The organism is Microbacterium sp. SA39 (assembly GCF_000967865.1).
GTDB lineage: Bacteria > Actinomycetota > Actinomycetes > Actinomycetales > Microbacteriaceae > Microbacterium.
The window spans coordinates 25,109-44,921 of record NZ_JXRU01000029.1 but is presented as its reverse complement, the minus strand read 5'-3'; the positions used below and the strand labels follow the sequence as shown (position 1 = coordinate 44,921).

The following is a 19,813-nucleotide window of genomic DNA, read 5'->3' as shown; positions in this document are numbered from 1 at the left end:
CTTCTGCTCAGCGGAAGGACGCGTGCCGGTGCACAACTCAGCAAGATTGCGAGTGGTGGGAGGGCTGAGCTGCGGAATCACGGGGCTCAGGTCGGGCGCGACGAGATTCTTGCTGAATTGTGCACGGGTGGGGAGGGGTGAGCTCAGCCGCGGAGGGCGCGGATCAGGCGAAGAGGTCGTCGAGCTCCGCAGGAGCACCCGCATCCCGCAGCGCGGTGTGGGCCGCATGCCAACCGGCCATACCGTTCACCGCGGGCCCTGGCGGAGTCGATGCCGACGCGAGGTACACCCCGCGCATCGGAGTGCGCCACGGTGCCGTGGACAGCACCGGGCGTCGCAGCGCCTGACGGATGTCGAACACCCCGCCCGAGATGTCTCCGCCGATCTCGGTCGGGTTGATCGCCTCTCGGGAGGATGCCGGCACGGCATCGTGCGCGAGGATCAGGTCACGGAAACCCGGGGCGAAGCGCTCGACCTGCGCCGTGATGAGTTCGGTGGGGTCGAGGCCCGAGCCGTTGGGCACGTGGATGTACGCCCAGAGCACGGCCTTGCCCTCGGGCGCCCGCGAGTCGTCGAACACCGACGGCTGTACGGCGAGCACGTAGGGGCGTTCGCTCACGCGGCCGCCGGCGACGGCATTCTCGCTCGCCCAGACTTCGGCGCGGGTGCCGCCGAGGTGCACGGTCGGAGCGCGTCGCACGGCGGGATTCGTCCAGGGGATCGGGCCGGCGAGGGCGAAGTCGACCTTGGCTGCCGCAGCGCCGTACCGATAACCCCGGATCGCTCGCTCATAGCCCGCGGGCACATCGGGATGCGTGAGGGCGAGACGGGGGGAGGAGTTGAGCATCAGCAGGTCGCCGCGCGCGGGATCGCCCCAGTCGAGCGTGCGGAGATCGCTGACGCGGATGCCCGTCTCGAAGGTGCCGCCGAACGACTCGACGTCGGCGATCATCGCGTCGGCGATCCGCTGCGTGCCGCCGCGGGGGTACGGCCAGCCTCCGGCGTGCCCGAGAGCGGCGAGGAGCAGGCCCGCCGCGGCGCCCGCGAGGGTCGGCTGCGGCGAGTTCGCGTGAGCGACGACGCCCGACATCAGAGCCGGGGCGGCATCGCCGAGGAAGGCACGCTCCGCCAGGGGCGTTCCCTGATCCAGCATCCGGATCGCATAGCGCATCGCCGTGACGGGGTCGCGCGGCATCCGAAGGAGCTGATTGCCGGTGAAATCGACCAGGCCCTCGATGTGCGAACTCAGCGGACGGATGCGGGCGAGCCACGCCCGTCCGTCGACGCCGAGGTCGGCCGCCGTGCGTTCGATGTCGCGCCGGGCGATCGCGGCGCGTCCACCGTCGAGCGGATGCGCGTAGGAGATCTCCGGGTCGATCCACTCGATCCGCTCAGAGAGCTTGAACGCGCGGAAGAACGGTGACGCGACGGCCGCGGGGTGCACGGCCGAGCACACATCGTGCAGGAAGCCGGGAATCGTCGACGCCTGCGTGCGCATACCGCCGCCGAGCGTGTCAGCCGCTTCGAGTACCCGTACCTCGTAGCCGGCGCGGGCGAGCGCGACGGCCGCAGCGAGCCCGTTAGGACCCGAGCCGATGATCGTCGCCCGTGCCATGACGCCAGTCTTGCACGCGTTCGCACAAGAAGCGGTCGAAGAGCGCTGCCAGACGTGCGATCCTGGAGAAGATGAAAGAAGTACAGGGGCCGACGCCCGCAGGCACCTCCCGTCCATACCGTTCGCTCAACGAAGCGCTTCGCGCGCATCGTATCGACATCTCCAACTACGCGTTCATCACGGCGCTCGTCGATACCGTCGGCATCAGCTCGTTCATCGACCGCGGTCGGTACATCGAGGCGATCCGCCGCGGCGAAGGTGCAGCGTTGCACATCGGCCGCACCTACACGAACGGCTTCACCGAGGACGAGCGTCTCGTCGTCGGCGCGACGGCCCTGCGGCTGCAGCCGAGTGAAGGGCGTCCGCCGTACTTCTACGTCGCGCACCCGACCGAGTTCATGCCGATCGCGGCGCCCAAGGCGGCGAAGCGCATCGCCCCGCGGGTGACCGCTCCTCGGGGCGAACGCCCGCCGACGCCCGTCGCCGAGCGCGACTACGGCACCTGCGACGTGTGCTTCATGGTGCGCACGGCTGCCGGTGTCTGCAGCTGCGACTGATCGGGAGCCGAGCGCGATGGCGCCGCAGAGTCTTCGCCCGGTGATCCGAACGGCCGACCTCTCCGGCTCTGACCCGGCAGGGGTCTCGGCCGCTGTGGGCGAGTATCTGCGGCAGACTGACGCGGAGAAGCACAGCGAAGGCCTTGCGCCGCCGCTGGATCACGAGGGACTCCTTCCGGAGCGCTACCGTGCCGAGGTCGACGACCCCGCCGCCGCGTACGCCGGCCTCCGGGTTCTGCTTGCGGAGGTCGCGGGCGTCGTCGCGGGCGTCGTCGTCGTTTCCGTGCACGCCGGCGCAGCCGAGATCAAGCGACTATGGGCCGCACCCGACGTGCGAGGACGCGGGATCGGGTCGGCGCTCCTCGACGCGGCCGTCGCTGTCGTCGACGGCGACGTGCGTCTCTCGGTGTGGGACTGGCGCGCCGGTGCCATCGGCCTCTACGAGTCCCGCGGGTTCGTGCGGGTTCCGAGGTGGGACGGCCGGGAACGCCTCGTGTGCATGATCCGTCCGGCTCGGTAGCGGATGCCGCCGCTCAGGCGAACGCGCTCATCCCGGTGATGTCGCGCCCGAGCAGCAGCGCCTGCACGCTCTCGGTGCCCTCGTAGGTGTGGATGGCCTCGATGTCGGCCATGTGCTGCATCACGCCGTTCTCCAGCAGGATGCCGTTGCCTCCGAGCAGGTCGCGGGCGATCGAGGCGACGCGGCGCGCGGCCCGGGTGTTGTGGAACTTCGCCAGAGACGCCTGGGTCGGGCGCAGCTCGCCAGCGGTCTCGAGATCGGCCATGCGCCGGCAGTACAGCTGCATCGCGGTGAGGTCCTCGAGCATGTGGGTCAGGCGCTCCTGCACCATCTGGAACTTCGCCAGCGGCTTGCCGAACTGGATCCGCTCCTTCGCATAGGCGAGCGACGCCTCGTAGCAGGCGGTCGCGTGACCGAGTGCCGACCAGGCGACACCCGACCGGGTGGCATACAGCACGGTCGAGGCGTCGCGGAAGCTCTTCGCTCCTGGGAGGACCGCGTCGAGCGAGACGCGGACGTCGTCGAGCCGGATGTGCGCCTGATGGATCGCCCGCAGCGAGGCCTTCCCGCGGATCACAGTGCCGGTGTAGCCCGGGGTGTCCTGCTCGACGAGGAAGCAGCGGACGGCGCCGTGCTCGGCGGCCGTCTCATCGTCGACGCGAGCCCAGACGAAGGTGATGCCGCCGGAGGCGCCGTTGCCGATCCACTTCTTCGCGCCGCGCAGGATCCAGCCGTCGCCATCGCGCCGGGACACGGTCTCGAGCGAGACCGAGTCCGATCCGTGATCCGGCTCGGTGAGCGCGAACGATCCGAGCACGGAACCGTCGGCGAGGGCCGTGAGCCACCTCTCCTGCTGGGCCGGAGAGCCGAAGAGAGCGAGTGTGCGCAGGGCGAGGCCGCCCTGCACCGCGAGGATGGTCCCGAGCGATCCGTCGCCGCGCGAGATCTCCATGTTCACCAGACCTGCTGCCAGCGGGGAGAGGCGGGTCAGCGCGGGGTGGTCGATGCCGTCCACGACGAGGTCCATCTCGCCCATGCGGCGGGCGGCGTCGAGCGGGTACTCGGCCCGATCCCAGGCATCCGCCATCTGCGGGGCGACCTCGTCGACGTAGGCCTTCGCGCGATCCCAGGCCTCGCGGTCGGCGGCGGGGATGTCGGCGAAGACGGCGTAGTAGTCGCTGTCCTGACGGCCGGTGGTGTCATACGACGAGACGCGCTCGCCGGGGAAGGGGGTGGCTTCGGTGCTCATGGTGACTCCTTCGTGGCACCAAGTATCGTACTCCTCGACACTCGGTCCCACGAGCCATCGCAGCTAGTCGAGCTCGGTCCGCAACCTTCGAGTGACCTCGGCGATCGGCATCGAACGTGGGAACACCGCCACCACGACGTCGTCGGGGGCGTCTGCCTCGGCATCCGCTCCGACGCCGTAGCGCCGACGGACGTCGGCCAGTGCCCTCTGCAGCGTCGACAGCGGCACCTTCTTCTTACCGCGGAGCAGCTGCCGCAGGACGTGATTGTGCACCGCGGTGACGAGGGCCGCGAAGCCGACGGCATCCAGCGGATCGACGCCGGGCAGCGCCCCGCGCAGGTAGTCATCGAAGAGTCGCTCGTAGCGGAAGACGGTGATGATCTCGCGCTCCCGGAGCACCGGCACCTGTCGGACGATCTGATAGCGGCGGCGCGCGAGCTCCGGATCGTGCGCGAAGTGGGCGAAGACCGATTCGGATGCCGCGCACACGGCGACCCACGGATCTTCATGCCCCTCGGCGAGGAACTCCCGCAGCTGCTCGAGAAGCACCTCGTGATCGGCGAAGACCACATCCTCCTTGCCGCCGAACTGACGGAAGAAGGTGGAGCGCGAGACGCCGGCGGCCTTGGCGATCTGCTCGACCGAGGTCTGATCGAAACCCTGCGCCTGGAAGAGCTCGAGGGCTGCGGCGACGACGGCGGCGCGCGGTTCGGGGAAGTCTCGCATAGCGAAAGCCTAGAGGTAGCGCCGCAGGAGAGCCCAGGTCGAGGTAGTAGGCTGGGGGACTGGTCGATGTCTCGACATCGAGAGAATTACCAGACAGCAGCCCAGTGAAGGAACCACAGTGGATCTGTACGAGTACCAGGCACGAGACGTTTTCGAGAAGTACGGAGTGCCGGTCCTCGCCGGCATTGTCGCGGACACTCCTGAAGAGGTGAGGGCGGCAGCCGAGAAGATCGGTGGCGTCGTCGTCGTCAAGGCTCAGGTGAAGACCGGCGGACGCGGCAAGGCGGGCGGCGTCAAGGTCGCCAAGACCCCCGATGAGGCCTACGAGGCGGCCAAGGCCATCCTCGGCCTCGACATCAAGGGCCATGTCGTCAAGCGCGTCATGGTCGCCCAGGGCGCCCGCATCGCCGAGGAGTTCTACTTCTCCGTGCTGCTCGACCGCGCCAACCGCTCCTACCTCTCCCTCTGCTCCGTCGAGGGCGGCATGGAGATCGAAGAGCTCGCGGTCGAACGCCCCGAGGCTCTCGCCCGGGTCGAGGTCAACCCTCTGACGGGCATCGACAAAGAGAAGGCCGTCGAGATCGCTCGCGCCGCCAACTTCCCCGAGGACCTTGTCGAGAAGGTCTCCGACGTCTTCGTGAAGCTGTTCGAGGTCTACAAGGGTGAGGACGCGACGCTCGTCGAGGTCAACCCGCTGGTCCGCACCGAGGAGGGCGACATCATCGCGCTCGACGGCAAGGTCACGCTCGACGACAACGCCTCCGAGATCCGTCACCCCGAGCACGAAGAGCTCGAGGACAAGGACGCCGCCGACCCGCTCGAGGCGAAGGCCAAGAAGTCGGGCCTGAACTACGTCAAGCTCGACGGCCAGGTCGGCATCATCGGCAACGGCGCGGGCCTCGTCATGTCGACGCTCGACGTCGTCGCCTACGCCGGTGAGGCGCACGGCGGCGTGAAGCCCGCCAACTTCCTCGACATCGGCGGCGGCGCCTCGGCTGAGGTCATGGCCAACGGCCTCGACGTCATCCTCGGCGACCCGCAGGTCAAGAGTGTGTTCGTCAACGTCTTCGGCGGCATCACGGCGTGCGACGCCGTCGCCAACGGCATCAAGGGCGCTCTCGAGACCCTCGGCGCCGCGGCTTCCAAGCCGCTCGTCGTCCGCCTCGACGGCAACCGCGTCGAAGAGGGTCGCGCGATCCTCGCGGAGTACGCGCACCCGCTCGTCACCCTGGCCGCCACCATGGACGAGGGCGCCGACAAGGCCGCCGAGCTCGCCAACGCCTGACCCGGCGCTGAGACACAAGGACTGAAGAAATGTCGATCTACCTCAACAAGGACTCCAAGGTCATCGTCCAGGGCATCACCGGCGGCGAGGGCACCAAGCACACGGCACTCATGCTGAAGGCCGGAACCCAGGTCGTCGGCGGCGTGAACGCCCGCAAGGCCGGCACCACGGTCGCGCACACCGACAAGGACGGCAACGCCGTCGAGCTCCCCGTCTTCGGCTCGGTCGCCGAGGCGATCAAGGAGACCGGCGCCGACGTGTCGATCGCCTTCGTTCCCGGCGCTTTCACGAAGGACGCGATGGTCGAGGCCATCGACGCCGAGATCCCGCTGCTCGTCGTCATCACCGAGGGCGTGCCCGTCGGTGACGCGGCCGAGGCGTGGGCCTACACGCAGAGCAAGGGCGACAAGACCCGCATCATCGGCCCGAACTGCCCCGGCATCATCACCCCCGGTGAGGCGCTCGTGGGCATCACGCCGGCGAACATCACCGGCAAGGGCCCGATCGGCCTCGTGTCGAAGTCGGGTACGCTGACGTACCAGATGATGTTCGAGCTGCGCGACCTGGGCTTCTCGACTGCCATCGGCATCGGCGGCGACCCGGTCATCGGCACCACGCACATCGACGCGCTCGCCGCGTTCGAGGCCGACCCCGAGACCAAGGCCATCGTCATGATCGGCGAGATCGGCGGCGACGCCGAAGAGCGCGCGGCCGAGTACATCAAGGCGCACGTCACGAAGCCGGTCGTCGGCTACGTCGCGGGCTTCACGGCTCCCGAGGGCAAGACCATGGGTCACGCCGGCGCGATCGTCTCCGGCTCGGCCGGTACGGCTCAGGCGAAGAAGGAGGCCCTCGAGGCCGCTGGAGTCAAGGTCGGCAAGACGCCGTCCGAGACCGCCGACCTGATGCGTGCGATTGTAGAGTCGCTCTGATCTGAGTTACCCTTGAAACGAAGGCCCCGGACTCCACTCTGGGGCCTTCCTTCATGCCCGGACGGCGGTGGTTTCGGCATCCGCACCCACGTTTTGCGGCCGATGGCAGCTTCCGCGGCCATATCCCGCTCAGGTGGCCGCAGAAGTTCGGGATGGCCGCAGAACTTGACCTTCGGGGATCGCCCGCGGACGACGAAGGGGCGGATGCCGCAGCATCCGCCCCTTCGCGCATCCCGGACTAGATCCCGACGCCGAAGAGCGCCTCGATCGGTCCGCGTGCGAAGAAGATCAGGAACCCCACCCCGACCACCCACAGCAGCGGGCTGATGCTCTTGGCCTTGCCCGAGAACGCGTGGATGATCACCCAGCTGACGAAGCCCGCCCCGATGCCGTTCGCGATCGAATACGTCAGTGGCATGACAGAGACGGTGAGGAACACGGGCAGCAGCACGCGGAAGTCGGTGAAGTCGATGTGGCGGATCTGCGCCATCATCATCGCGCCGACGATGATCAGGGCCGCCGCCGCGATCTCGGTCGGGACGATCGACGTCAGGGGAGTGAGGAACATCGCGATCAGGAACACGACGCCCGTGACGACGTTCGCAAGGCCGGTACGGGCTCCCTCGCCGATTCCAGCTCCGGACTCGATGAACACCGTGCTCGACGACGACGAGGTCGCTCCACCGGCGATCGCACCGACGCCCTCGACGACCAGGGCCGACTTGATGCGGGGGAAGTCTCCGTTGTCGTCGGCGAGGTTTGCCTCTTTGGCGAGGCCCGTCATGGTGCCCATGGCGTCGAAGAAGTTCGTGAAGAGCAGGGTGAAGACGATCATCACCAGCGCGACGATGCTGACCTTGCCGAAATCGAACGAGAAGTCGACGGCGCCGACGAGGCTCAGGTCGGGGATGCTGACGGGCGAGCCGTTGAGCGCGGGAACCGTCAGGCCCCACCCGCCCGGGTTGACCACGTTGCCCTCGTCGTCGAAGCCGCGCGGGCCGATCTGCCAGATGGCCTCGACGATCACGGCGAGCAGGGTGCCGCCGATGAGGCCGATGAGCATGCCGCCCTTGACCTTCAGCGCCACGAGGGTGCCGGTGAGCAGGAGCGTGACGACGAACAGCAGGCTCGGCACGGTGGCGACCGAACCGTCGACACCGAGACCGACGGGCGGCGACGAGGCGCCGGTGGCCGTGACGAAGCCGGAATTGACGAACCCGATGAACGCGATGAACAGGCCGATGCCGACCGTGATCGCGATCTTCAGCTGGAATGGCACCGCATCGAAGATCGCCTTCCGCAGCCCCGTGGCCGCGAGCAGCACGATGATCACACCGTTGATCATGACGAGCGCCATCGCCTCGGGCCAGGTGACCTGGCCGACGACTGAGAAGGCGACGAAGGCGTTGATGCCGAGTCCGGCTGCGAAGCCGAACGGCAGGCGGGTGACGAGTCCGAACAGGATGGTCATGACGCCGGCGGTCAGCGCGGTCGCCGCACCCACGGCGTTGAACGCGAGCATGTCGCCCGCGACGTCGGGCTTCCCGGACAGGATGATGGGGTTCAGGATCACGATGTACGCCATCGTGACGAAGGTGACCAGACCGCCGCGGATCTCGGTGCCGACCGTCGATCCTCGCTTGCTGATCTCGAAATAGCGGTCGAGAGCGCTCGTGGGCTCGCTGGGCGCGTGGGAACGGGACGGGGCAGTTGTCATCGGGGGAACCTCCGGAGAAGACGCTATCGTGTCGTCGGCCCCGCGCGCGCCCGCAGGGGGAGTGCAGCAACTCGTCGTAGTCTCGATTCGATATGCAACGCCTCCTCGTCGCGCTCCTCGCCGCCTTCGACGCCGCCATCGCCGCGGCCGTCGGACTCGTCGTGCTGCTCGCGCCGTTGACCCTGCTGTGGACGCTCGCGTTCGGTATCACGGCGGACTGGGGCGCGCTCTGGCCGCTCACCGGGACGCTCTGGGAATTCGGTCACGGCGTGCCGCTCGAGGTGGCCATCCCCGACGCCCTCATCGTGGCGCTCGGCCTCCCCGGCGAGGCCGCGGGCTTCGTCGTGTCGATCACCCCGCTGGCGTTCCTGCTGTTCACCCTGCTCTTCGCCGCGCGCTCCGGGGCGCGCGCTGCGAGTGCCGGTGCCTGGCTGCTCGGCGCACTCTCCGGCACGGTCGTCTTCGGTCTGATCGCGACCGGTGTGGCGCTCAGCGCACGGCTGGAGGCTGCGAAGACCTCGCTGACGCTGGCGATCCTGCTGCCCGCTCTGGTCTACCTCGTGGGCGCGGTCTGCGGTGGGGTGCGCAAAGCCTGGAATGAGGGCGACGGCGGCCTCCTGGATCGCGTCCATGACATGCTGCACTCGCGGGAGGACTGGGCGCCGGTTCCTGCGGCGATCGCGCGGGGCACGGCCTTCGTGATCGTGGCTCTGACCGGCGTGGGGGCGCTCGCGCTCGCGGTGATGGTCGCGCTTCGCGGCGGGGAGGTCGTCGCACTGTTCCAGGCCGCGCGCGTCGATGTGCTCGGCCTGACGGTCATGACCCTCGGCCAGCTCGTCTATCTGCCGACGCTCATCGTCTGGGTCCTGTCATGGCTCGCCGGTCCCGGCTTCGCCGTCGGCGTCGGCACCGCGGTCTCGCCGGCGGGGACGCAGCTCGGTGTCGTGCCCGGCATCCCCGTGTTCGGTCTGCTCCCCGAGAACAGCTCGATCTGGATGCTCATCGTCGTGCTCGTCCCCATCGCCGCCGGCGCTGTCGCCGGCTGGGCGGTGCGCTCCCGCCTGGTCTGGGAGGGCACTCCGCTCGGGATGCCGCAGCGGTCGGTCATCGTCCTCGGCCTGGGCGTCGTGACAGCGGGAGTCGCCGCGATCGCCGGCATGCTGGCCTCCGGGTCGATGGGGCCAGGGCGCCTCGCGGAGGTCGGGCCCTCGCCCCTTCCGTTCGCGCTCGCCCTCGGCGGCGAGGTGCTCCTCGGAGCAGCCATCCTGCTGCTCTCACCGCGTCATCGGGACGAACTGGCAGAGGAGCGGACCGATCGATGGCTGGCCGAGATGTCGGCCGACCCGCTCGTCGTGGGAGCGGACGAGGGGACGGATGCCGCGCCCGTCGCGGCATCCGCCCTGACGCCGTCTTCCGGTCCCGCGCCTTTCGACGACACGGCGCCGCTCGACGACCAGCGCGGTTTCGTGATCCCGAAGCGCGACCCGTCCGACCGCCCCGACTGACCGTCGCTGAACGATGCGAAAACCCGGCGGGACCGGGCCGCACGCCCCGGTAGACTGGGCGCGTGCTCACGGTCGCCGTACTCATCTCGGGCACCGGCTCGAATCTTCGCGCCCTCCTCGAGGCCGCTCGTCACCCCGATTTCCCCGCCAGGGTCGTGGTGGTCGGTGCCGACCGCGAAGCCGACGGGCTCGCCCACGCCGAGGCGTTCGGCATCCCCAGCTTCACCGTCCCCTGGCACGAGCACGACAGTCGCGAGGCATGGGGGGAGGAGCTCGGGCGCCAGCTCGCCGTCTGGAGCCCCGACCTGGTCGTCCTCAGCGGACTCATGCGCCTTCTGCCGCCGGCGCTGGTCGCCGAGTACTCACCGCGCCTGCTCAACACCCATCCCGCGTTCCTGCCGGAGTTCCCGGGGGCGCACGGCGTGCGCGATGCGCTGGCCGCCGGGGCGAGCGAGACCGGCGCCAGCGTCATCGTCGTCGACGACGGCGTCGACACCGGACCGATCCTCGCGCAGGAGCGCGTGCCGATCCTTCCCGGCGACACCGAGCACAGCCTGCACGAGCGCATCAAACCCGTCGAACGGCGTCTGCTCATCGACGTGGTGCGTGCCATCGCCACCGGCGAGCTCGTCCTGACGCCCGCATCCTGACCTCTTACACCCGACGCACCTCACGCACGAAGGAGCCCACCATGGCCGGTCCCCGCCACGACCCCACGCTCTACCGCGATCGCGATACCGTGCCGATCCGGCGCGCGCTCGTCTCGGTGAGCGACAAGTCCGACCTGCTCGTGCTCGCGAAGGCCCTGGCGGATGCCGGCGTGGAGATCGTGTCGACCGGATCGACAGCCGCGACGATCCGCGACGCCGGGTTCGAGGTGACCGACGTCGCCGCCGTCACCGGTGTCGCCGAGATGCTCGACGGTCGCGTGAAGACGCTGCACCCGAAGGTGCACGGCGGCCTCCTCGCCGATCTGCGCCTCGCCGACCACGAGCGTCAGCTGAACGAGCTCGAGATCGCGCCGTTCGAGCTCGTCGTCGTGAACCTGTACCCATTCGTGGAGACCGTCGCCTCCGGTGCCGTCGGCGATGACGTGGTCGAGCAGATCGACATCGGCGGTCCGGCGATGGTCCGTGCCGCGGCGAAGAACCACGCCAACGTCGCGATCGTGGTGTCTCCGCAGTCCTACCCCGCAGTGATCTCTGCGATCGGCGACGGCGGCACGACGCTGTCGCAGCGCCGCGAGCTCGCCGCACGGGCGTTCGCGCACACCGCGGCCTACGACACGGCCGTCGCCCAGTGGTTCGCCGAGGGGACGCTCAGCGAGCCCGACGACCTGCCCGTGCACCTGACGATCCAGGCGGAGCGTCTCGCGACCCTGCGCTACGGCGAGAACTCGCACCAGCGCGCCGCGATCTACACGCGCGCCGGAGGACACGGCATCGCCCAGGCGACACAGCTGCAGGGCAAGGAGATGTCGTACAACAACTATGTCGATGCGGATGCCGCGCTGCGCGCCGCCTACGACATGGTGAAGCCGGCCGTCGCCATCATCAAGCACGCCAACCCCTGCGGGATCGCGACCATGGCGCCGAACGCCTTGGACCCGATCGCCAGCGCCCACATCCGTGCGCACGAGTGCGACCCCGTCTCGGCGTATGGCGGAGTGATCGCCGCGAACGGCACCGTGACGCTCAAGATGGCCGAGAACCTGAAGGACATCTTCACCGAGGTCATCGTCGCGCCGTCGTTCGAGCCGGCCGCCCTCGAGGTGTTCAAGGCGAAGAAGAACCTGCGTCTGCTGCAGCTGCCCGAGGACTGGCAGCAGGAGAAGGCGGACGTGCGCCTCGTCTCCGGAGGACTGCTGCTGCAGGATGCCGACCGCTTCCCCGACGACATCAGCTCAGTCGCCAAGAACTGGGAGCTGGTGTCGGGCGAGCGTCCGAGCGAGGACGAGATGGTGAACCTCATCTTCGCGTGGAAGGCCTGCCGCGCGGTGAAGTCGAACGCGATCGTGCTCGCCAAGGAGAGCGCCACGGTCGGAGTCGGCATGGGCCAGGTCAACCGCGTCGACTCGTGCCGCCTCGCGGTCGAGCGCGCCGGGGGTCGCGCGGCCGGGTCGGTCGCGGCATCCGATGCCTTCTTCCCGTTCGCGGACGGCGCGCAGGTGCTGATCGACGCCGGTGTCACGGCCATCGTCCAGCCCGGCGGTTCGGTGCGCGACGAAGAGGTCGTGGATGCCGCCCGCAAGGCCGGCGTCACGATGTTCTTCACCGGGGAGCGGCACTTCTTCCACTGAGTCCGGCTCGTCGCGTCGAGACCCCCGGTTGCCGCCGAGACCCCGTCCTGCTGACGTACGCAGGCCGGGGTCTCGGCGGCAATCCGGGGTCTCGGCTCAGGGACTGACCGCGATGTCCGATTTCCGCCAGTCGATGTCGGCGGTCGGTGGCAGAGTGAAGTCATGAGCTTCCCCGTCACCGACTTCGACGAACGCTACCGTGCGATCAATGCCCGCGACACGCGCTTCGACGGGCAGTTCGTCACGGCGGTGCGGTCCACCGGCATCTACTGCCGCCCGAGCTGCCCCGCGCGCACACCGAAGCCGCAGAACGTCACGTTCTATCCGACGAGTGCGGCGGCGCACGAGGCGGGCTATCGCGCCTGCAAGCGCTGCCTTCCCGAGGCGGCTCCCGGCTCGCCGGCGTGGGATGTGCGCGGCGACACCGCGGCCAGGGCCATGCGTCTCATCGCCGACGGGGTCATCGAGCGCGAAGGGGTCCCGGGGCTCGCGGCGCGGCTCGGGTACTCGTCGCGGCATCTCACCAGGCTCCTCAGCACCGAGCTGGGCGCCGGCCCCCTCGCTCTCGCCAGGGCGCATCGGTCGCACACCGCGCGGATGCTGCTCGTGGGTACCGACATGTCGGTTTCCGACGTCGCGTTCTCCTCGGGATTCGCGAGCATCCGTCAGTGCAACGACACGATCCGAGAGGTGTTCGGGCTCACGCCGGGTGAGCTGCGCGCCCGACGTCGCACGTCCGGAATCGAGGCGGCTCCCGGAACCATCGATCTCGTGCTGCCCTACCGCGGACCGCTCGATGCGAGCGGGATCTTCGCCTGGATGAGCGCCCGTGCGCTCCCGGGCGTGGAAGAGGCAACAGGCACCTCGTTCTCGCGTCACCTCCGCATGGCAGGAGGACCGGCGTGGTTCGAGGTGCACCGAGACGCGGGTGAGCGCCTGCACCTCCGCGCCCGCGTCACCCAGCTGGGCGACCTGGCTCCGCTCGTCGCGACGGTCCGCCGCATCTTCGATCTCGATGCCGACCCGATCGCGGTCAACGAGTCACTCGCGTCGCATCCCGAGCTCGCACCTCTCGTGGCCCGCACGCCCGGCATCCGTGTGCCGGGATCAGCCGACCCCCACGAGATGCTCATCCGAGCGATGATCGGGCAGCAGATCACCGTCGTGGCCGCCCGAACGGCCCTCAGCGGGCTCGCGGAGGCACTGGGGGAGAAGCTGTCCGGCTCTTCCGACGCTCCGGGCGGCGAAGGGCTGCTCTTTCCGACGATGCAGGCGATCGCCGAGCACGGCGCCGAGGTGCTGCGCGGTCCGGCGGCCCGCATCCGCGCCATCACCGGTGCCGCGGCAGCGCTTGCCGACGGATCGCTCCGACTCACCGTCGGCGATGACGGGGTCGCACAGCGGGTCGCACTGCTTGCCATGCCCGGTATCGGCCCTTGGACGGCGGACTACGTGCGCATGCGTGTGCTCGGCGACCCCGACATCCTGCTCCCGGGCGACGTCGCGCTGCGAGCCGGAGCGGCGGCATCCGGTCTCCCCGGCGAACCCCGGGCACTCACCGCCTGGGCCGAGCGCGCGGCGCCCTGGCGCAGCTATCTCAGCGCGCATCTCTGGCGCGCCGCGCCGGTGCGACCACCGCGCTCCCCTCGAAGGCTCACTCTGAAGGAGACATCATGACCGCGATCATCCAGACCATCGACACCGCCGACGGGCCTTTCACGATCCTCGCCGACGAACAGCAGCGGGTCCTCGCGTCCGGCTGGACGGTCGACCAAGCATCGATCGTGGGGCGGCTCGCCGCCAGTGCCAGGCCCGACGACATCCGTGAGGGGGAGACGGATGCTGCGGACGCCACCCTCGCCTACTACGCCGGCGACCTCACCGCGATCGATGCGGTCGCTGTGAAGCAGACCGGCACGATCCTGCAGCTCGCCGGTTGGGCTGAGTTGCGAGCGATCGACCCCGGCGTGCCGCTCACCTACACCTCGTTCGCCGCTCGACTCGGCAACCCGCGGGCGGTGAGAGCGGCAGCATCCATCTGTGCGCGCAACGCCCCGGCCCTGTTCGTGCCATGTCACCGCGTGCTCCGCACCGACGGAAGCCTCGGCGGCTTCGCCTGGGGACTCCCGGTGAAAGAGAGCCTGCTCGCCAGGGAGGGGGCCCGTGTGACGACCGCCGTGTGACGATCGCGTTACTTCCCTGGCCCGTTCGGGCGATGTGTCCGAACGGCGCCGGGGATGACGGCAGGATGGACGCATGATCGATACCCGGGCAGCTGAACTCCACCGCCGCTCCCTCGTCGCCGACGCGCACAACGACCTGCTCTGCGCCGTCGCGACTCGGCCGGTGGCGCAATGGGCATCGTTCTTCCGCGCGCAGTGGCTGCCGCAGCTGCAGGCCGGAGGTGTCGATCTGCAGATCCTCCCGGTGTTCGTCGATGAGGAGTATCGGCCGGAGGGGTCGCTGCGCCGCACGCTCCGCATGATCGAGGCGGCGCACCGGTTGGTCGAGGGCAATGCGGATGCCGTGAGTCTCTGTCTCACCGGCGCCGACATCGACCGCGCGGTCGCCGAGGGGCGCATCGCCCTGGTCCTCGCTCTTGAAGGGATGCCGGGAATCGCCGACGACATCGAGCTGCTGGAGACGGTGTACCGGCTCGGCGTGCGCGTCGGATCGGTCGCCCACTTCGGTCGGAGCTCCTTCGCCGACGGGAGCGGAGAGGACGCAGCGGGCAGCAGACTCACCCGTTCCGGGGTCCACGCGCTCGCCGAGATGGAGCGGATGGGAATGATCTTCGACATCAGCCACCTCGGTGCCGCAGGCGTCGATCACGTGCTCGAACTCGCCATCCGCCCGGTCATCGCGACGCACTCGTCGGCGCGGGCCCTCTTCGACCATCACCGCAACCTCACGGACGAGCAGCTCGCCGGGGTCGCCGCGGGCGGGGGTGTGGTCTGCGTCAACTTCTTCGCGTCCTACCTGCACGCCGACACGCACACCGTCGACACCCTGGTCGATCACCTCGAACATGCGGTGTCGATTGCAGGGATCGAGCATGTGGGCATGGGGCCGGACTTCGTCCGCGAGGTCCTGGAAGACACCACAGCACCATGCTGCGTGGAAGAACTGGTCGAGGGAGTCCCGGTCGACTGCTACATCCCCGGGCTCGAAGGGCCGGCGGGACTGCCGCTCGTCACAGAGGCCCTGCTGCGCCGGGGCTGGAACGAGGCCGACATCCTTGCCGTCCTGGGAGGGAACGTGCAGCGACTTCTGCGGAGCGAACTCGGCGGTGCGCGGCGGGGCTGACCGCCTCCGCCGGGCAGATTCGCGATCTCGGATCGCGGATCGCGGATCGCGGATCGCGGATCGGGAATGACTCTTGCATCCAGCTGGTTCACAGCAATAGGCTGGTGGGCTGTCGCGCCGACCGGACGACATCGCCGAGCCTGAGGAGGACATCATGATCTCGATCGCCACCGTGCGGATCGCCGCTCTCGGCTCGACCCCGGCGCGCCCGCGCTCCTAGAGCCTCTCCTCTCTGCATCGGATGCCGGACTCCACGAGTCCGCGCGTGCGTCCGCGCCCCCGTCGCAACCGTTCTTCCATACGAAACTCATCTGAGAGACATGTCTTCCTCGCCTTCCCCCCAAAACTCTTCCCCCTCGTCGACCCTCTCCACTCCGGCCGCACTGTCGCGCCTGAAGCCCTTCGTGAAGCCGGTCATCTGGCGTCTCGCCGGCGGTGCCGCCAGCGCGCTCGTCGCCGCCATCATCGCCCTGATGATCCCGATCGTCCTCGAGCAGATCATGGGCGGACCCGTTCGCTCGGGCGAGATCAGCGCCATCGTCTTCGGCTCGCTGATCGTCTTCGCCCTCGCGCTCGGCGAGGCGCTCATGGTCTGGCTGCGCCGCCAGTTCGTCCTGAACCCGGCCACCGAGGTTGAGTACCAGATGCGCACGACGCTGTACTCGCGTCTGCAGACGCTGCCGGTGTCCTTCCACGACCGCTGGCAGTCCGGTCAGCTCCTCAGCCGCATGATGCAGGACATCGGCCTCATCCGCCGGTGGCTCGCCTTCGGTCTCGTCCTGCTGGTCGTGAACATCCTCACGATCGCCATCGGCTCGGTGCTGCTGTTCCGCTGGCACTGGCTGCTGGGCACGATCTTCCTCGTGACCGCCATCCCGCTGTGGGTGCGCGGATACCTGTTCGAGAAGCGCTACGGCGCGCTCACGCGTCGCAGCCAGGACCAGGCCGGCGACCTCGCCACCAGCGTCGAGGAGAGCGTGCACGGCATCCGCGTGCTGAAGGCCTTCGGTCGTGGCAAGCACGCATTGAGCCGGTTCAGCCGTCAGGCCGAGACGCTCCGCGAGACCGAGATGAGCAAGGCCGGAGCGATCGCGTCGATCTGGTTCTGGCTCGACCTCATGCCTCAGATCGCTTTCGGCCTCAGTCTGATGTCGGGCATCTGGTTGATCTCACAGGGCGCGATCGACCTGCCCGAGCTGTTCGCTTTCTTCGCGATGGCGACCGTGCTGCGTTGGCCGATCGAGTCGATCGGCTTCCTGTTCTCGTTCATGCTCGACGCCCGGACGGCCACCGATCGCGTCTTCGAGATCTTCTCGGAGATCAACACGATCACCGACCCGGAGAACCCGGTGCACATCGAGCACCCTCGGGGCGAGCTCGCCTTCGAGAACGCGCACTTCCGCTACCAGGACGCCGGCGCCAACGAGCGCGACCTGCTGGACGGCATCGATCTGGTGCTGCGCCCGGGCGAGACCATGGCCGTGGTCGGACTCACCGGCAGTGGGAAGACGACTCTCACCACGCTCCCGGCGCGTCTGTACGACGTCACCGGAGGTCGCGTGACCCTCGACGGCGTCGATGTGCGGGACCTTCCGCTGTCGGAGCTGCGGCAGCACATCGCCATGGCTTTCGAGGACGCGACCCTGTTCTCGGCATCCGTTCGGGAGAACGTGCTCCTCGGCCGCGCCGAACTCGACATTCACAGCCCGGAGGCGGAGGCCGTCCTGCGCGAGGCACTCGACGTCGCCCAGGCGTCGTTCGTGGACTCGCTGCCCGAGGGCGTCGAGACGGTCATCGGCGAGGAGGGGCTCAGTCTCTCCGGCGGGCAGCGTCAGCGTCTCGCCCTTGCCCGTGCGGTCGCAGCCAAGCCACACGTACTGGTCCTCGACGATCCGCTGTCGGCGCTCGATGTCGACACCGAGGCCCTCGTCGAAGAGGCGCTGCGCCACGTGCTCGCCGACACGACGGCGCTGGTCGTGGCACACCGCCCGTCCACCGTCGCGCTCGCCGACCGGGTCGCACTGCTCGAGGCGGGACGCGTGACCGCAGTCGGCACCCACAGCGACTTGCTGCGCACCAGCCGCCACTACCGGCACGTGATCTCCAGCCTGGAGGCCGAGGAGGCTGCCCGCACCGGTGCCATCCCGATCATCCGGATGGAACCGGATGACGAGACGACTCTGGAAGACGAGAAGAAGGAGGTGCAGGCATGAGCTCCGCGATCACCGGTACCCGGGATGAGGACCGCTCCCGCTACACCCGCGACGAGAGCAAGGCGATCCGTCGTCGTTCGCTGCGTCTGCTCGGTTCGCTCGTGCGCCCGCTGAAGGGGCAGGTCATCCTGGCCGGTCTCGTGCTGGTGATCTCCACGGCCCTTCAGGTCGCGGGTCCGATCCTGATCAGCATCGGACTCGACCGGGCTCTGCCGGCCGTGCTCGAAGAGGCCGACTGGATGCCGACGCTCCTGATCGGATTCATCTACCTGTTCGCGGGAGCGGCCGCCGCCGTGCTCATCGCCTGGTACGTGCTGATCGCCGCCCGGATCACGCAGGCGGTACTGCTGGATCTGCGCAAGCGCATCTTTCTGCACACGCAGCGCCTGAGCCTGGAGTTCCACGAGTCGTACACCTCGGGGCGCATCATCTCGCGTCAGACGAGCGACCTGGACTCGATCCGCGAGCTCCTCGACGGGGGTCTCAACAACCTCGTGTCCGGCGTGCTGTTCGGCGCCTTCACGTTCGTCGCGCTGCTCATCTGGGATTGGCAGTCCGGCGTGATCCTGGCGCTGGCCGGCATCCCGCTGTTCCTGCTGATGCGCTGGTTCTACTCGCGGTCGCAACTCGTGTTCCGCGAGTCCCGCGTGATCAGCGCGAAGGTGATCGTGCACTTCGTCGAGACCATGACCGGCATCCGTGCCGTCAAGGCGTTCCGCAAGGAGCCGCGCAACGACGAGACCTTCCAGAAGGTCGCCGGCGACTACCGCGACATCAACCGCCGGTCGATGCTGCTGTTCGGCACGTTCGAGCCCGGGCTGATGGCCGTCGCGGCGCTCACTCTCGGCGTGGTCGTGCTGTGGGGCGGCATCCGGGTGTCCGAGGGTGCGCTCACGGTGGGTGTGCTGTTGTCGGCGGTGCTGTACGTGCGCAACTTCTTCGCGCCGATGCAGGAGATCGCGATGTTCCTGAACTCCTACCAGTCGGCCACGGCCGCTCTGGAGAAAGTGTCGGGCGTGCTCGAAGAGGTCCCGACCGTTCCGGACCCCGAGAAGCCGGTCGACCTCTGGGAATCGCGCGGTCATGTCAGGTTCGATGAGGTGACCTTCGGTTACAACGGCGAGAAGACGATCCTCCCGAACTTCTCGCTCGACATCCCCGCGGGTCAGACGATCGCGCTGGTGGGTACGACCGGTGCGGGCAAGTCCACGCTGGCCAAGCTCATCTCGCGGTTCTACGACCCGTCGAAGGGTCGCGTCACGCTCGACGGCGTCGACCTGCGGTCGCTGCACCCGAAGGACCTCCGCCGCGCGATCGTCATGGTCACGCAGGAGGCCTACCTGTTCAGCGGGACCGTCGCGGACAACATCGCTCTGGGAAAGCCCGACGCGACGCTCGACGAGATCCGCGCCGCTGCCCGCGCCGTCGGTGCGGACGGGTTCATCTCGTCGCTGCCCGACGGGTACAGCACCGATGTCAACAAGCGCGGCGGCCGTGTCTCGGCGGGACAGCGTCAGCTGATCTCGTTCGCTCGCGCGTTCCTCGCCGACCCCTCGGTGCTGATCCTCGACGAGGCCACGGCTTCGCTGGACATCCCGTCGGAGCGCCTGATCCAGGACGCGCTGCAGACCCTGCTGAAGGACCGCACCGCGATCATCATCGCGCACCGCCTCTCGACGGTCGCGATCGCTGATCGGGTGCTGGTCATGGAGCACGGCCGCATCATCGAGGACGACACCCCGGAGGCGCTCATCGGGGGCACCGGGAAGTTCGCCCAGCTGCACGCGGCGTGGCAGGAGACCCTGGTCTAGTCGCCTCTCGCCGGCGGTGGAGCTGGCATCTCTCGCCGGCCTGCGTCAACTTCTGCGGCCATTCTCAACTTCTGCGGC

Annotated in this window: 16 protein-coding genes; 12 read left to right on the top strand and 4 right to left on the bottom strand. The window is 68.8% G+C overall.

Translation table 11 applies throughout. The annotated features are described in order from the left end of the window. Positions 1-163: 163 nt before the first annotated feature. Positions 164-1,615, bottom strand: coding sequence for a phytoene desaturase family protein (locus tag RS85_RS05315; protein WP_046012402.1), 1,452 nt, complete (start codon positions 1,613-1,615; stop codon positions 164-166). A 71-nt stretch (positions 1,616-1,686) separates the two neighbouring features. On the opposite strand from RS85_RS05315, the gene RS85_RS05310 reads away from it, so the two are divergent. Then, positions 1,687-2,172, top strand: a complete 486-nt coding sequence (locus tag RS85_RS05310) for a hypothetical protein (RefSeq protein ID WP_046012401.1) — start codon at positions 1,687-1,689, stop codon at positions 2,170-2,172. A 40-nt stretch (positions 2,173-2,212) separates the two neighbouring features. Continuing rightward, entirely contained in the window at positions 2,213-2,692 is a 480-nt protein-coding gene (locus RS85_RS05305) for a GNAT family N-acetyltransferase (RefSeq protein WP_235282343.1), read from the top strand. A 13-nt stretch (positions 2,693-2,705) separates the two neighbouring features. On the opposite strand, the gene RS85_RS05300 is transcribed toward RS85_RS05305, so the two are convergent. Next, entirely contained in the window at positions 2,706-3,941 is a 1,236-nt protein-coding gene (locus tag RS85_RS05300; protein WP_046012399.1) for an acyl-CoA dehydrogenase family protein, read from the bottom strand. A gap of 63 nt (positions 3,942-4,004) precedes the next feature. Further along, positions 4,005-4,667, bottom strand: a complete 663-nt coding sequence (locus tag RS85_RS05295) for a TetR/AcrR family transcriptional regulator (protein ID WP_046012398.1) — start codon at positions 4,665-4,667, stop codon at positions 4,005-4,007. A gap of 118 nt (positions 4,668-4,785) precedes the next feature. Between RS85_RS05295 and sucC the strand changes: the two genes are divergently transcribed. Together sucC and sucD are read left to right on the top strand one after the other, a co-directional pair. Next, entirely contained in the window at positions 4,786-5,952 is a 1,167-nt protein-coding gene (gene sucC / locus RS85_RS05290) for an ADP-forming succinate--CoA ligase subunit beta (protein ID WP_046012397.1), read from the top strand. 29 nt (positions 5,953-5,981) lie between these two features. Beyond that, positions 5,982-6,884: a succinate--CoA ligase subunit alpha gene (sucD, locus tag RS85_RS05285; RefSeq protein ID WP_046012396.1), complete on the top strand. Its 903-nt coding sequence runs from the start codon at positions 5,982-5,984 to the stop codon at positions 6,882-6,884. Between the two features lie 238 nt (positions 6,885-7,122). On the opposite strand, the gene RS85_RS05280 is transcribed toward sucD, so the two are convergent. Then, positions 7,123-8,601 (bottom strand): NCS2 family permease, encoded by a 1,479-nt coding sequence (locus RS85_RS05280; protein WP_046012395.1) that lies wholly within the window; start codon positions 8,599-8,601, stop codon positions 7,123-7,125. 92 nt (positions 8,602-8,693) lie between these two features. On the opposite strand from RS85_RS05280, the gene RS85_RS05275 reads away from it, so the two are divergent. The 8 genes from RS85_RS05275 (at position 8,694) to RS85_RS05240 (ending at position 19,735) form a co-directional block, all read left to right on the top strand. After that, positions 8,694-10,106, top strand: coding sequence for a cell division protein PerM (locus RS85_RS05275; protein ID WP_046012394.1), 1,413 nt, complete (start codon positions 8,694-8,696; stop codon positions 10,104-10,106). Positions 10,107-10,168: 62 nt separating this feature from the next. Next, positions 10,169-10,756: a phosphoribosylglycinamide formyltransferase gene (gene purN / locus RS85_RS05270; protein ID WP_046012393.1), complete on the top strand. Its 588-nt coding sequence runs from the start codon at positions 10,169-10,171 to the stop codon at positions 10,754-10,756. A 41-nt stretch (positions 10,757-10,797) separates the two neighbouring features. Next, positions 10,798-12,405, top strand: a complete 1,608-nt coding sequence (gene purH, locus RS85_RS05265) for a bifunctional phosphoribosylaminoimidazolecarboxamide formyltransferase/IMP cyclohydrolase (RefSeq protein WP_046012392.1) — start codon at positions 10,798-10,800, stop codon at positions 12,403-12,405. Between the two features lie 162 nt (positions 12,406-12,567). Next, positions 12,568-14,082, top strand: coding sequence for a DNA-3-methyladenine glycosylase 2 family protein (locus RS85_RS05260; protein WP_046012391.1), 1,515 nt, complete (start codon positions 12,568-12,570; stop codon positions 14,080-14,082). Continuing rightward, positions 14,079-14,588, top strand: a complete 510-nt coding sequence (locus RS85_RS05255; protein ID WP_046012390.1) for a methylated-DNA--[protein]-cysteine S-methyltransferase — start codon at positions 14,079-14,081, stop codon at positions 14,586-14,588. The genes RS85_RS05260 and RS85_RS05255 overlap by 4 nt, the downstream gene beginning before the upstream one ends. A 73-nt stretch (positions 14,589-14,661) precedes the next feature. After that, complete coding sequence (locus tag RS85_RS05250; protein WP_046012389.1) at positions 14,662-15,711, top strand: dipeptidase; 1,050 nt, start codon at positions 14,662-14,664, stop codon at positions 15,709-15,711. A 320-nt stretch (positions 15,712-16,031) separates the two neighbouring features. Beyond that, positions 16,032-17,924 carry an ABC transporter ATP-binding protein gene (locus tag RS85_RS05245; protein WP_046012388.1) on the top strand — a complete coding sequence of 631 codons (1,893 nt, stop codon included), beginning with the start codon at positions 16,032-16,034 and terminating at the stop codon, positions 17,922-17,924. After that, complete coding sequence (locus tag RS85_RS05240) at positions 17,921-19,735, top strand: ABC transporter ATP-binding protein (protein ID WP_046012387.1); 1,815 nt, start codon at positions 17,921-17,923, stop codon at positions 19,733-19,735. Before RS85_RS05245 ends, RS85_RS05240 begins: the two co-directional genes overlap by 4 nt. The last annotated feature ends 78 nt before the right edge of the window (positions 19,736-19,813 follow it).

Bases quoted from the DNA above. Each gene is read 5' to 3' on its own strand.
- RS85_RS05315 (WP_046012402.1), bottom strand. From the start codon at position 1,615: ATGGCACGGGCGACGATCATCGGCTCGGGTCCTAACGGGCTCGCTGCG.
- RS85_RS05310 (WP_046012401.1), top strand. From the start codon at position 1,687: ATGAAAGAAGTACAGGGGCCGACGCCCGCAGGCACCTCCCGTCCATAC.
- RS85_RS05300 (WP_046012399.1), bottom strand. From the start codon at position 3,941: ATGAGCACCGAAGCCACCCCCTTCCCCGGCGAGCGCGTCTCGTCGTAT.
- RS85_RS05295 (WP_046012398.1), bottom strand. From the start codon at position 4,667: ATGCGAGACTTCCCCGAACCGCGCGCCGCCGTCGTCGCCGCAGCCCTC.
- sucD (WP_046012396.1), top strand. From the start codon at position 5,982: ATGTCGATCTACCTCAACAAGGACTCCAAGGTCATCGTCCAGGGCATC.
- RS85_RS05280 (WP_046012395.1), bottom strand. From the start codon at position 8,601: ATGACAACTGCCCCGTCCCGTTCCCACGCGCCCAGCGAGCCCACGAGC.
- RS85_RS05275 (WP_046012394.1), top strand. From the start codon at position 8,694: ATGCAACGCCTCCTCGTCGCGCTCCTCGCCGCCTTCGACGCCGCCATC.
- purH (WP_046012392.1), top strand. From the start codon at position 10,798: ATGGCCGGTCCCCGCCACGACCCCACGCTCTACCGCGATCGCGATACC.
- RS85_RS05260 (WP_046012391.1), top strand. From the start codon at position 12,568: ATGAGCTTCCCCGTCACCGACTTCGACGAACGCTACCGTGCGATCAAT.
- RS85_RS05255 (WP_046012390.1), top strand. From the start codon at position 14,079: ATGACCGCGATCATCCAGACCATCGACACCGCCGACGGGCCTTTCACG.
- RS85_RS05250 (WP_046012389.1), top strand. From the start codon at position 14,662: ATGATCGATACCCGGGCAGCTGAACTCCACCGCCGCTCCCTCGTCGCC.
- RS85_RS05245 (WP_046012388.1), top strand. From the start codon at position 16,032: ATGTCTTCCTCGCCTTCCCCCCAAAACTCTTCCCCCTCGTCGACCCTC.
- RS85_RS05240 (WP_046012387.1), top strand. From the start codon at position 17,921: ATGAGCTCCGCGATCACCGGTACCCGGGATGAGGACCGCTCCCGCTAC.